The organism is Burkholderia sp. 28_3, assembly GCF_003253915.1.
GTDB lineage: Bacteria > Pseudomonadota > Gammaproteobacteria > Burkholderiales > Burkholderiaceae > Burkholderia > Burkholderia cenocepacia.
On record NZ_QKZF01000014.1, the window covers coordinates 1 to 12,946 of the forward strand.

A 12,946-nucleotide genomic window follows, 5' to 3' on the forward strand; every position below is an offset into this window, starting at 1 on the left:
CTGAATTGAGCGCCGATTCGCTTCGTCATCCAGAAAATTTGAAGCCATCTCGCCTGCAACTTCGGAAGTTGGTCCATTGATCAGCGTTTCCCTAGGTGTCATCCGCAGACGGCATTGTCCATCGGCGTCGTAGACGTGCCGCAACAGTTCGCCATGCTGATCTTCGCCGATCAAGCGGCCATTCCTGTCGTAGGCAAAGCGCGTCACATGAGCGTGCTCACCCTGGACCTCCGCCGACGCCAATCGGCCGCTCGCATCGTAGCGGTAGGCAAGCTTCACGTCGCCGGCATCGATCTCGATGAGTCGGTCGGATGCATCGTACGTATAGCGCCACTGGCCACCGTCGGGCAGTGTCTTCGTCAGCAGGCGACCGACGGCATCGCGGTCGTATTCGGTCGCGCGGCCTCCCCAGTCAATTTCGGCCGCGAGACGCCCGGCCGCGTCGTAGCGGTATGTGTAAGTCTCTCCCAGCGCATTGATAACCTTCGTCAGCCGGGTCGCATGGTCGTACTCAAAACGCGTTGCATGTCCGGCCGCGTCGATCGACGCAGTAAGCAGGTCGAATGGACCGTAGGTTCGCTGGATCGTACGTCCTAGCGGATCGATCCACTCGACGGGCAGGCTCTCGCTGTTATAGCGTGCCCTCGATACCGAGCCATCGGGGCGCGTAACGGCGCTCAGCAGACCGCGCGGATTTGCCGGGCCGTCAGCATAGTCGTAACGCGTCACATGCCCATCGGGCGACGTTTCCTCCAGCAGCCGGCCCAGCGCGTCTATCTTGCGCCTAAAGCGCGCACCCGTTGGCAATTCGATGTCGGTCAGCCGCAGCCGGTCATCGTAGTCCAGGCGTGTCTCGCGATCACCTTGAACCACTCGCAGCAGTTCGCCACGGGGCCCATAGCGATAGGTCGTTTTGTTGCCGTCCGGCTCGGTCCGTGCAATCAACCGAGACAGATGGTCGTACTCGAGCTTGATCGTGCCGCCGTTCGGCAAGCGCGCCCCGGTTAGGCGCTGCTCGTCGTCATAGTCGAAGTCAACCGTCCTCCCCGAGCTTTCGACGACCGAAGTCAGTTGGCCTCGCTCGTCGTATCGATAGTCCGTCCGTCGGCCAAGCGGATCAATCCGGGCCATCAAACGACCAAGCTCCCATTCGGAGTAAGTGCAATGACCGAGCGGATCAGTTTCGGCCGTTACAAGGCCTTCGTCGTTATAGGCGTAGGTCCATTCGCCATCGACGTCAATCACGCGTGTGCAGCCGGCTTCGTAGATGAATCGGCCCGTGTGATAGCCCTGCCGTGTACCTGTTTCGACTACACGACCAGCTCGACTACACGACCAGCGGTGTCGTACCGATATCGAACATCGGTCTGGTCTGTATCCCGCCATTGGGTCATCCAGCCGTGTTCGTCGTACGCGTAATAGAACTGCCCAAACTGGAAGCTCGCCACATGGGTAAGCATGCCGTTCTGGTAGTCGTAGCCCACAAGCGTTCTGGAACCACCGTCCGCATCATGGAGAACGATCCGTTGCAGCTGACGGTCGCGGCCAGGATAGGCAATCTCGAGCCGATAGCCATCGCTATGGACCATGCCGCTCAAACGGCCAGCAGTATCGTAGGAAAGAACGATCGCGTTGCCGTCGAGGTCCTCGACCCGTTCAAGGCGAGACGAGCGCCCGTCGACGAGCGGCGCGAAAATACGCAGTTGCCGCGCGTCACGATCGAAGATGCGCGGTTCGAGTCGGCTTCCGACCAGCCGATAACGCGGCTCACGAAGGTTGATGCCGTTGAGCGCCATATCCGGCGCGTCAAAGCCGATCACCAGGCCAGCGCCGTCGTGGAATCTCACGAAGCGGCCACCATCGAACGTCAATCGCTGCGACCAGTTGTCCGACCAGCGGTGACCGAGCAATCCATGATCGTCCGATCGAGTCCGATAGCGTCGTTTGAACTCAAGGGGCAAGATTCCGGGAATGGCCAGATCCGTACGGATCTCCAGCATTTCTCCGGATACCGGATCAACCGGGTCCTTGCACTTCGGTCGATTCTCGTCCTTGATACCCCTCTGCTCCGCCGATCGGGTGGGTTCGGGCCGGAATTTTTCGCGCACCGCCCGCAGCCCCTTGCCGCCAACTTTTCCAACTCCGCCGCCTACAATCCCGCCGATCAAGCCCGCCAGGAATTCCTGCGTCGCGGACAGCTCCGGGTTCTTCGGGCCATAATTTCCGGTCGTCTTGTCGATCCAGATACTGTTGCGCCCCGAATTGACTTTGCCGCTGCAGTGGGTCTCGTGGCCGATCCGCACCAGCGGCAGCCCGTTGACGAACACGGTTTTGCTGCCGTCGACGAGCGCCTGCGGCGCGCCGGAATGGTGATCGCATTTCACCAGGTCCGTGACACGCGCCACCTTTTTGCCTTCAAAATATACGTTGCTCGAACCGGTGACGATCTCGCCACAGTTGCTGCCCATACTTTGGCTGGCCGACGCGAGCGCACCACCAAGCGTCAGGCCGCCGGCCATGCAAGCGCCAACGATCAGCGCCCCGGCGAGTCCACCTGTTGCCACAGTCGCCGCCACTGCCACGCCAATCGCAACCCCCACGGCAATGCCGGCGAGAATCCCCATAAAACCTGACGAGTGCGCGATCCGATCGCCAATGCATGCGGGGTGTGGATCGCCTCGGCCGATGGTGAGGCCCAGTGCGTCGCCAACCTGTGTGAACTCCTTCGACAGCCAGCCGGTCACGCCAACCTTGTCGAGCGCCCAAGCTCCCCCGACTGCAATCGCGAGCGGAAGCATGACGGTGCCCGCCGCAACCGCGCCCGCACCCAGTGCCGCCCCGCCGGTCGCGCCACCCGCCAGCGCTGTACCGGCCGCACTCAGCCCGGCGGCCGTCCCCTCAACGGCGGTCAGGCCCGCATCGGCGCCAAGCATCCCATAGTTGAGGTGCTCGTAAAACGGCTGCTCGGCCGCTTTCGCGGCTTCACCGTCCTCCAGCTTGGCGATCTGATCGAGACGTTCCTGTGCGCTGCCGCTCGGTTCGTCGTAACTCGGCGTGTCCGACATTGCAGCCTCAGATCGGATCGCGCAACTGAAGGCTCTGAATCACCGCCCGGATTTGTTCGCGCTGTGTGTCACTCAGCGTACCGGGCGCAGTGAAGGTGAGCATCAGGACAACCTGCCCGTATTCCACCATCGTCAGCCGCTGGTGAATGGGCGCCTGGTTGTTCGTCCAGGTAAACTCGTGCACATGCGCGGCGCGCCCGGAAACCGTGGCGTCTTCATTTGCCACCTCGGCATAATCCGGAACCTGCTTCGCCACCTTCCGGATTTCGCTTGACACATATTCGGCGAACTTCATGCCCCACGGCAACCGCTCGCGCGTGATCACGAAACTCACACCCTCCGTGCCAGTCGCTGCCGACACAAATACGTTCATCGTTTTGTCCTGCCACTCCACGGGCAGCGCCAACGTGCCTTCCTGCATCTGGTACATGCTTTGTTATCCTTATTGGTGTTAGCCGTTCTTCGGGTTGATGTCGGTCCGAGCCGCCTGAATATTGATGTTGCTGTCATCCAGGTGGATCACCGAATCGCCCTTATAGATGTCGATCGAGTCGGCTGTCATATGGATCCGCGTGCCGCCATCGCCGCCGATCTTGATCCAGAGTTCCTTGGCTTCCAGTGTGTGCACACCCTGCGGAGTCTGGTGCAGCGTATTGCCCTGCACGACAACGTCCGACAGGTTGCCAACTGCGACGGCCGTCGTATGGTTGCCCTTGCCAACCTCGACGGTCCGGTCGCCTTTGAGAACTTGAGTCCACTGCGCGTCCTCGACAACGGTATGCATGTCCTTCTGCGCATGCATGTAGAGCATCTGTGCGCCATTGACGTCGCTCATCAGCAACTCGTTCGACCCCTGCCCCTTGTGCGTCTGGCTCTTGATCCCCATCGTCTGGCCGGCCGCGCCGTGATACGGGTTGCCCTGCTCGCCGTTGAACACGCGGCCGACGATCACGGGGTTATCCGGATCGCCCTGATTGAACGCCACCAGCACTTCCTGCTTGATCCGCGGAATCGCGGCCGCGCCCCAGCCGTCTCCCGCCCACGGCTGCGACACGCGCACCCACATCGAATCGGAGCCGTCCTTCTTGCCGCGCCGGTCCCACGGGAAATGCACCTTCACCGCGCTGCCGTTCGTATAGATTTCCTCGCCCTTCGGCCCGACGACGATCGCCGATTGCGTGCCGTGAATCACCGGCTTCGGCGTCGCGCGCGGCGCACGGTACGGAATCTTCTTCGGCAGCAGCGAGAAGCTGTTGCGGTACGGCAGCTTCGCACTGTGCTGCGTATAGTCGTTCACGGCCTCGTGACGCACGTGCAGGATCACGTACTCCTGGTTGTTCTCGAGGACGGGGTGATTCGCGACGGTCACGGCGCCGGCCGTCGTCATACGCCACGCGTAGCCGCCGCCGGTATAGCGATGGGCTTGCGCCTCCTCGGCCTCCATCGCGAAACGGGCATAGCGGTTGCCGTCGTCGCCGTGGTCGTACAGCGACTGGTGCTCGAAGCGCTCGGTCGCATCGAGCCGCGCATGCTTGAGGTTTTGCGGCCCGGCCTCGACCAGCATCAGCGGCGACGACGGATTCTGGTGATTGAAGTCGCGGAACGTGACCTTGCCGACGCCGAAGCGCCGGCCTTCGTGCAACTGATCGATGCCGCTGTCCTCGCTGGCCTCGGTCGCGGCGAACGGCACGGTGGCGAGCCCGTCGATCGGGCGGAACAGCAGGTTCGTGTCGCCGATCACGAGAAAGTGCTTGTCCTTCTCGTAGCGGTGCGTCCACACGAGCCCTTCCTGCTCCATCAGCCGCGCGCAGAAGTTGTAGTAGCTCTCCTGGTACATCACGACGTACTCGAGCGGCTTCTGGCTGGTCCGGATGTCGAACGTGAAATCGGAAAAACCGTGTTCCTGGAAGATCTCGGTGAGGATGTCCTGCGCGGTCTTGTTCTGGAAGATCCGGCAGTCGGTCGAGCGCGTGAGGAACCAGAACCACGGCACGGCCGTCAGGTGGTATTGCGTGACGTTCCCGGGATTGCCGGCCCGGTCGAACGACGCGACGTAGCCGTCGAAGTAGCGGTCGCCCTCGACTGCCCCCGACGCGACGACGCGTTCGAGCGTCGACAGGCGCGCCTGCTGATCGAAGCGGATCTTGACCTGCTGGCCGATCAGGTCCTCCGGGCGCAGGTCGTGGCGATGCGACAGCAGGTCGAGGTGGATTTCCGGCAACCGGTTCACGTGCTCGTCGACGACGGCCGCGCTGACCAGCAGCACATCCGGGCCGAGCGGCGTATCGAGCGTCACGTAACGGTTGAGCTGGGTCAGGCGTGCCGGGTTGGCGGCGCCGTTGATCGCTTCGGCGATCGCGCCGGGCGTCTTGTCCATCAGCGAGAAGCCGGTCTGCGCGAGTTGCATCGCGCGCTGGACGGTGTCGACGTGCCCGGCCAGCCCGGCGAGTGGCCCGAGGCTGCCGGCCACGCTCGACGCCACCGGGCCGGCGAGGCCCCCGAGTGCGCTCAACGAGCCGAGCGCACCACCGCCCAATCCACTGGGAATACCCCCGTTCGGAGCGAAACTCATTCTTGTTCCTTGCGTGTGATCTCAGGTTCCATGAGCCGGCTCGCCGGCCCGAAGCCCCGATAATGTAGGGTAAAACCCGACTGCGCGAAAGTCTCGCGCAAACGTTTGCTTTCCGACCCTAAAACCGAAAGAACTGAGCCAGCAGTGAAGCTGACTGAAGGCTATCGCCCACGGCTGCGCAGTACGACGGTCTGCAATGAAAACCGTGTCAGCGCGCGTGTCGATAACCTGGACCGCCCGGAACACCGTGACGATCAACGGATGCTCGGGTGTCTGCGTGACAATGGTAAGAAACCGTCCAGACCGACCGCACCAAGGCATTCCCGGGTCGGTGTTTGAACAAACATACTAGGCAACCTGCTGGTCGGCAGGCGTGCAATCGCCATCACGGCGCACTTCCCTCACCGCGGCGAAACCACGATCGCGGCCCGCCGATTCTGCGCCCTCCCCACCGGCGTCTTGTTGTCCCCCACCGGATCGCTCTTCCCTCGCCCCACGACCGCGATCCGCTTCGCATCCAGCCCGACGTCGGCCAGTTCGACGGCAACGACTTCAGCCCGCCGCCTCGACAACTCGAGATCGTAAGCCGCCGTCCCCTCGTCATCCGAGTACCCGTACACCCGCACCCCGTTGATCCCCGCCGACCGCAACGTCCGCCCGATCCTTTCGACGATCCGCCGCACGTCCGGCTTGAGGTTGTACCGGTCGAAATCGAACAGAATCGGTCCGGTCGATCCGAACTCGAATCCCTGTCCGGTCTCCTGGAATCCGGCCGACTTCAGCGCCGTGACCTGCGTCTGCGTCAGCCCGCGATGAAGCGGCGGCGTCTTGCAGCCCCCCAGCAGCATGCACAGCAGCAGTGCGCTCCCGACGCACATCCGCCCCATGCTCACAGGAAACGAGTGGTTCATTTCGCATCCCCTTCCGTTGCGCCCGCCCGGCAAGCGCTTCTTTTAACCGCCGCCGCGGCCTCGCCCGCAGCGCGAGTCGATCGACCTCACACCGGCCCTGCAACGCTCTCCGCCAGTTGCCACGATCCCGGCCGCGCGCGCTTGGCGCGGTACATCGCGATATCCGCCGCGCGCAGCAAGCCGCTCGCGTCCGACGCGTGATCGGGATACAGCGCAACGCCGGCACTCATCATGGTGGCCACCACGCGGCCGTCGGACAACTCGATCGACGGCGCCATGCCGGACAAAATCTCGTCGGCGATCCGGCACACGCTGCCCGCTTCAGGCACCGCCGCCAGCATCACCGCAAATTCGTCGCCGCCCAGGCGCGCGACGAGATCGGTCTCGCGCACCCGCGTGCGCAACCGCGACGCGATGCCGATCAGCACCGCATCCCCGGCGTCGTGGCCGAGACAATCGTTGATCTCCTTGAAGCGGTCGCAGTCGAGATACAGCACGGCGACCCGCTGCCCGGTCAACGTGGCGTCGCAAAGCGCAAGCGCGAGGCGCGATTCGAACTGCACGCGGTTGGGCAACCCGGTGAGCGCATCATGCGTGGCCTTGTGTTCGAGCGACGCGTTCTCGTCGCGCAGCGTGTTCTGCCAGTCTTCGAATTCGTCGAGCAGCGCGTTGAAGTCGTCGCCGAGCTGGTTCAGTTCGGCGATCGCCGCCGGCTCGACACGCCGCGCGAACGCACGCTCGCGTCGCACCGCATGCGCGACGCCCGCCAGCGCGCGCAGCGGCGACACGATGTTGCGCAGCAGACGCTTCGAGCTGACATACGCACCGAATACGCTGACGGCCAGGCAGCCGAGAATGCCGCCGATGCCCCCGAGCAGGAATCCGAAGAACTGATGCCCGCGGCCACGCACGACGACGTGGCCGACGATGATGCCGTCATGCATCACCGGGACGGTCACCGGCCCAGGCAGCGCCACATCGGCGACGGCGCGCTCGAGCCGCGCGACCCCGTTTCGGGCCGGTAACTGCCACGTGGCGAACAGTTGCCCGTTGCTGTCGGTGACGACCACCTGCGCGACGTCCTCGTCGCCGGCGATCATGCCGATCGCCTCGTTCGCCGCGACGCGGTCGCCGAACACGAGGGCTGCCTCGACCGTGTAACCGAGCGAGCGCGCCAGCAGGTTCAGGTTGTTGCCGGCATACGCGCGCAGCGCGATCACGGCGACGACGATCAACGACACGGCGGCCATCGTCACGGCGACGAACGCGAGGCGCAGGTGCGCACGACGCAACACGCTTTGCAGCGTCGGGCGCGGCAGGCGCGAAGCGGGAACGGGGAGCGCGGAGCGTGTCATGGCGTCACCGGCCGTCGTGCGAGATTGAGAACATTCGGATGCACGCGCACGCCGCTGCGCGCGACGGCATCGAGATTGATGTCGAACGACACGCGGTCGCCGTCGACGTTGAGACAGAACATGCCGCCCGCGGTGCACGACGGATCGTGTTCCGCGATCGTCAGCACCGGATGGCCGGCCAATGCGGCTCTCACCCGCGCGCGCTCGTCGTTGCTCAACGTGCCGAGATAGACGACGTCGCACGCGATGCCGAGCGACGGATCGTCGAAGCGGACGCGTTGCACGTCGAGCAACGTCGAGCCGGCCTGCAGCGTGTCGGTCAGGCCACGCGCGTAGTCGGGCCGCCCGGTGACGCACAGATGCAGACGAACGGGCGTCGTCGGCCAGCGCGTGAAGCTGATGATGCCGAGCACGACCTGACGCACGGCCGTGTCGTGTGACGACATGCCCGGATCGACGGGGTTCGCGGCGGGAACGATGTGCGCGTTGTCGGGCGGGCCGTCGGCATCGGTCGGTGCCCCGGCGAGTACGGCCGGCGCGGCCCCCAGAACGCAAACGATTGCGAGCAACGCGTGGCGCAGCGAAGTGATCCGGCCGGGCCGGCTCGTGGTCCGTGCGGCGATCTCCGCCGCGCCCGTTGGCGTCGCCGCCGTCGCAAGACAGGCAGCCGCCGCGCACACTTTCGCTTCCATGATGGCAACATCCGCTGGCATCGCTCCGGCGCTGCCTCCTGCCTCCCTCCATGCGCATGCAAGCACCGAATGACGCGCACGATTTCTTCATCTTAGGTAAAAATTCGGATGACCAAGCAGTGGGAAACACCCGAGAAAACGTCGGAAAGTATGCGGATTCGATGCCACCGCCCGGGGAGGCGGCCGAACGCGCGGGCCGACGTCGATTCATCATCGACGTCGACGGATTGATCAGCGGATTGGATGCCGGTGCGCGGCAAACGTCAGACGTTCGTCAACGCTGCGACGGCTCGTGCGTCAGTACGCGGGCCACTCGTCGCCGACCCGGCCGGCAATGCATGTACGCTTGCGGCGATCATCAAGCGAGACCGGCGAGAATATCCGCGAGGCCTGCCGCGATACGTCGGCATGCCGGAGTCGGTCAACTACTGGAACGCCATGAAAGTCGAAAACTCGGAACTCGAAGCCTTCGTCGCCGTTGCGGAACTCGGCACGTTCCATCGCGCGGCGGAAAAGCTGAACCTGACCCAGCCGGGACTGTCGCGCCGCATCCAGAAACTCGAACAGACGCTCGGTGTCGAGTTGTTCCAGCGCACCACCCGCAGCGTGACGCTGACGGGTGTCGGCCGCCAGTTCCTGCCGATGGCGCGCGAGCAGATCGCGCAGCTCGGGATGATGTTGTCGTCGATCCAGGACATCGCGCAAAAGCGATACGGCAAGGTACGGCTCGCGTCGATCCCCACGGTCGTCGCTCAGGCGTTGCCCGACGTGCTGCGTCGCTACGCCGCCAAGTATCCGCACGTCGCCGTGCAGATCCTCGACGGCAATCACGACTTCGTGCTGTCGCAAGTGCGCGCGGGCATCGCCGAATTCGGCGTGAGCCTGCATCCCGGCGACGACGACGATCTCGTGTTCGAACCGCTCTTCACCGACCGCTACGTGCTCGCGGCCCACGACGCCGATCCGCTGGCGCACGCCGACGCCGTCACGCTCGGTGAACTGCGGCACGCCAAGCTGATCATCGGCGGTCGCGACAGCGGCAATCGTCTGCTGCTCGAAATGCTGATGGGCCAGGAAGCGGTGCGAACCCGCTGGTTCTATGAGGTCGAGCACATCTCGTGCGTTGCCGCACTGGTAGCGGCCGGGGTCGGTTGCGCGATCCTGCCGGAGAGTGCGCTGCGTGCTTACGGTTCGCCCGCGGTACGCACGGTGCCGATCGCGAGCCCGACGATCGAGCGCCGGGTCGGCATCGTGCGGCATCGCGCCATCTCGATGTCCAGCTTCGCGAGCGACCTCCTTGTGCTGGTGCAGGCGTCGTTCGCATAACGCCGCGGGCCACACGGCGGCGCGACAGCGCCCGCATTGATGCCGGTTTCGCATGAATCGCGAGCCGAACGGCATTGGACTCGCGAAAAATGGCTGGAGACGATGGTGGCAAACATGAACGACGGAAACGGGCGCGGCCCGGCTCCGCGCGGATTCTGGAGGAACCACCATGCATTTCGACGTGATCCTGCGTCGCGGCGAGCTGATCGACGGCACCGGGGCCGCACGCTTCGAGGCCGATCTCGGCGTAACGGGCGAGCGCATCGCCGCGATCGGCGATCTGGGCGGCGCGACGGCCTCGCACACGCTCGATGCGGGCGGCCTCGTCGTCGCGCCGGGTTTCATCGACAGTCACACGCACGATGACGCATTCGTGCTGACCGATCCCGACGTCGAGCCGAAAGTTGCGCAGGGTGTCACCACGGTGATCGCCGGCAATTGCGGAATCAGTCTCGCCCCGCTGCTCGCCAACCGCGAGGTGCCGCAGCCGCTCGACCTGCTGGGCGCGTGGCAGGCGTTCCGCTTCCCGTCCTTTCGCGCCTATCTCGACGCACTCGACGCGACGCCCGCCGCCGTCAATACGGCGGCCCTGATCGGCCACTCGACGCTGCGCGTGCGGCACATGGCCGATCTCGACCGCGCGGCCAGCGCAGCCGAAATCGCGGCGATGGCGGCCGACGTACGCGAAGCGATGGCGGCCGGTGCGTTCGGCGTCTCGTCGGGCACCTTCTATCCGCCCGCGGCAGGCGCGCCGACGGAAGAACTGATCGACGTGTGCGCGCCGCTGCGCGAGACGGGCGGCGTATTCGCGACGCACCTGCGCGACGAAACCGATGCGATCATCGCATCGCTCGACGAAGCGTTCTCGATCGGCCGCGCGCTCGACGTGCGCGTCGTGCTGTCGCATCACAAGGTGGCCGGCAAGGCCAACCACGGCCGCTCGGTCGAAACGCTCGCGCATATCGACGCGCGGCGCAAGCTGCAACCGCTGTGTCTCGACTGTCATCCGTATCCGGCCACGTCGACGATGCTGCGCGCGGATCGCGTCCGTCAGTCGTCCCGCGTGATTCTCGGCTGGTCGAAGCCGCATCCCGAACTCGCGGGCCGCGATTTCCACGAACTGCTGCCGCTGTTCGGCAATTCGGTGGACGCCACAATCGACGCGCTACGCCCCGCCGGCGCGATTTACTTCGTCATGGACGAGGCGGATGTCGAGCGCATCATTCGGCACGAGCTGACGATGGTCGGCTCGGATGGACTGCCCAACGACAAGCGCCCCCATCCGCGGTTGTGGGGCACGTTCCCGCGAGTGCTCGGCGAATTCTCCCGCGAGCGCGGCCTGTTCCCGCTGGAAACCGCCGTGCGCAAGATGACGGGCCTCACAGCCGAGCAGTTCGGCATCGCACGGCGCGGACGGCTCGCGGTCGGTCACTACGCCGATCTCGTCGTGTTCGATCCGGCACGCGTGATCGATCGCGCGACGTTCGCGAGCCCGACGCTACGCCCCGAAGGCATCGAACACGTCTTCGTCAACGGACGGGCCGTGCTCGAACATGGCCGTCACACCGGCGCGCGTCCCGGCCGGGCGCTGCGCCGCGACGTCCAGGATCGCCTGGCGGCGACGCGCGCTCGCGCGATCGCGACAACCGGCCCCGAGTCAACCTGCACGGAGTCACCATGACGAATCCCAACGGCGCCGCCACGCCGCGCGGCTTGCACCGCGGCTCGAGGCCGCACGCCGAATCCGCCACGCCCGGGCTCGACGCACTTTATGCGCGCCTGAGCCGACGCATCATTCCGCTGATCCTGGTCTGCTATTTCTTCGGCTATCTCGACCGTGTCAACGTCGGCTTCGCGAAGCTTCAGATGGTGACCGACCTGCATCTCACCGACGCGGCCTACGGCGTCGGCGCGGGCCTGTTCTTCGTCGGCTACCTGCTGCTGCAGGTGCCGGCCGGCTGGCTCGTGCGGCGGATCGGCGTGAAGCGCTGTCTCGCCGGATCGATGCTGACGTGGGGCGTCGTGTCGGTCGCCACGCTCGCGACCCGCGACACCGCGAGCTTCTATGCGTTGCGCTTCCTGCTCGGCGTGACCGAAGCAAGCTTCTTTCCGGCCGTGATCGCGTACTTCAGCGTGTGGTTTCCGTCGCACCGGCTCGCGAAGGTCATGGCGTTCCTGTTTCTCGCGATGCCGCTCGGCGTGATCGTCGGCGGCCCGCTGTCCGGCTGGATCATGGACGCCACGCACGGCGGCTTCGGGTTGCGCGGCTGGCAGTGGATGTTCCTGATCGAAGGCCTGCCCGCCATCGTGCTTGGCGGCTATCTGCTCGCCCGCGTGACGGAACGGATCGACGATGCAGCCTGGCTGACCGATACGGAAAAACGGATGATCCACGCGGAAATGGCTCAGGAAGCGGCCGGCAAGCGTACCCGGCTCGGCGCTGCGCTGCGCGAGCCGACCCTGTGGCTGCTGTTCGCGACGTCGTTCCTCTACAACGTCGGCAACTACGGGCTCGTGTTCTGGATGCCGACGATGGTCAAGGCGCTCGGATCGCCGAGCAACCTCGAAATCGGGCTGGTCAGCGCCTTCCCGTATCTGGTCGCGTCGGTCGCCATGGTCGCGAACGCGCAGCATTCGGTGCGAACCGGCGAGCGCCGCTGGCATACGGCGCTGCCGGTCGCGCTCGGCGGCGTTGCGTTGCTCGCGAGCCTCGGAATGCGCGCGCATCCCGTGCTTGCGGTCGCGTGCCTGACCGCGGGTGTGGCCGGCATCATGAGCACGCTCGCGATGTTCTGGAGCCTGCCGTCGCGGATTCTCGCGGGCGAAGCGGCCGCGGGCGGCGCCGGGCTCGTCAATATCGGCGCGGCCGTCGCGGGATTCGTCGGGCCGACGCTGATGGGCTATGCAACGGGATTGACCGGCAGCACCGAACTCGGTGTCGCGCTGCTCGCCTTCACGCTGTTCGCCGCCGCCGCGCTGATCCTGGCGATTCCGCGTCGGCTCATGGTGCGCTCATGAGCGCGGC

General features: G+C 65.2%; 8 protein-coding genes and 1 pseudogene. 3 read left to right on the plus strand and 6 right to left on the minus strand.

What is annotated here, in order from left to right; translation table 11 throughout:
• The 6 genes and pseudogenes from DFS13_RS25355 to DFS13_RS25380 form a co-directional block, all read right to left on the minus strand.
• Positions 1–3,065: pseudogene (locus tag DFS13_RS25355) on the minus strand (DUF6531 domain-containing protein); the annotation flags it as partial.
• A 7-nt stretch (positions 3,066–3,072) separates the two neighbouring features.
• A complete protein-coding gene (locus tag DFS13_RS25360; RefSeq protein WP_006484761.1) occupies positions 3,073–3,495 on the minus strand; it encodes a DcrB-related protein in 423 nt (140 codons plus the stop codon).
• Positions 3,496–3,516: 21 nt separating this feature from the next.
• Positions 3,517–5,637 carry a type VI secretion system Vgr family protein gene (locus DFS13_RS25365; protein ID WP_012493514.1) on the minus strand — a complete coding sequence of 707 codons (2,121 nt, stop codon included), beginning with the start codon at positions 5,635–5,637 and terminating at the stop codon, positions 3,517–3,519.
• A 401-nt stretch (positions 5,638–6,038) separates the two neighbouring features.
• Positions 6,039–6,548: an OmpA family protein gene (locus tag DFS13_RS25370; protein ID WP_012493515.1), complete on the minus strand. Its 510-nt coding sequence runs from the start codon at positions 6,546–6,548 to the stop codon at positions 6,039–6,041.
• An 86-nt stretch (positions 6,549–6,634) separates the two neighbouring features.
• Positions 6,635–7,903, minus strand: a complete 1,269-nt coding sequence (locus tag DFS13_RS25375) for a diguanylate cyclase domain-containing protein (protein ID WP_048985069.1) — start codon at positions 7,901–7,903, stop codon at positions 6,635–6,637.
• A complete protein-coding gene (locus DFS13_RS25380) occupies positions 7,900–8,595 on the minus strand; it encodes a YfiR family protein (RefSeq protein WP_006484729.1) in 696 nt (231 codons plus the stop codon). Before DFS13_RS25380 ends, DFS13_RS25375 begins: the two co-directional genes overlap by 4 nt.
• 438 nt (positions 8,596–9,033) lie before the next feature.
• On the opposite strand from DFS13_RS25380, the gene DFS13_RS25385 reads away from it, so the two are divergent.
• From DFS13_RS25385 to DFS13_RS25395, 3 genes are all read left to right on the plus strand, one after another.
• Positions 9,034–9,921 carry a LysR family transcriptional regulator gene (locus DFS13_RS25385; protein ID WP_058903614.1) on the plus strand — a complete coding sequence of 296 codons (888 nt, stop codon included), beginning with the start codon at positions 9,034–9,036 and terminating at the stop codon, positions 9,919–9,921.
• Positions 9,922–10,090: 169 nt separating this feature from the next.
• A complete protein-coding gene (locus DFS13_RS25390) occupies positions 10,091–11,602 on the plus strand; it encodes an amidohydrolase family protein (RefSeq protein ID WP_006498787.1) in 1,512 nt (503 codons plus the stop codon).
• A complete protein-coding gene (locus tag DFS13_RS25395; RefSeq protein ID WP_060211924.1) occupies positions 11,599–12,939 on the plus strand; it encodes an MFS transporter in 1,341 nt (446 codons plus the stop codon). Before DFS13_RS25390 ends, DFS13_RS25395 begins: the two co-directional genes overlap by 4 nt.
• The last annotated feature ends 7 nt before the right edge of the window (positions 12,940–12,946 follow it).

Coding starts and splice junctions, on each gene's coding strand:
- DFS13_RS25375 (WP_048985069.1), bottom strand. CDS start 7,903: ATGACACGCTCCGCGCTCCCCGTTCCCGCTTCGCGCCTGCCGCGCCCG.
- DFS13_RS25395 (WP_060211924.1), top strand. CDS start 11,599: ATGACGAATCCCAACGGCGCCGCCACGCCGCGCGGCTTGCACCGCGGC.
- DFS13_RS25365 (WP_012493514.1), bottom strand. CDS start 5,637: ATGAGTTTCGCTCCGAACGGGGGTATTCCCAGTGGATTGGGCGGTGGT.
- DFS13_RS25390 (WP_006498787.1), top strand. CDS start 10,091: ATGCATTTCGACGTGATCCTGCGTCGCGGCGAGCTGATCGACGGCACC.
- DFS13_RS25360 (WP_006484761.1), bottom strand. CDS start 3,495: ATGTACCAGATGCAGGAAGGCACGTTGGCGCTGCCCGTGGAGTGGCAG.
- DFS13_RS25380 (WP_006484729.1), bottom strand. CDS start 8,595: ATGGAAGCGAAAGTGTGCGCGGCGGCTGCCTGTCTTGCGACGGCGGCG.
- DFS13_RS25385 (WP_058903614.1), top strand. CDS start 9,034: ATGAAAGTCGAAAACTCGGAACTCGAAGCCTTCGTCGCCGTTGCGGAA.
- DFS13_RS25370 (WP_012493515.1), bottom strand. CDS start 6,548: ATGAACCACTCGTTTCCTGTGAGCATGGGGCGGATGTGCGTCGGGAGC.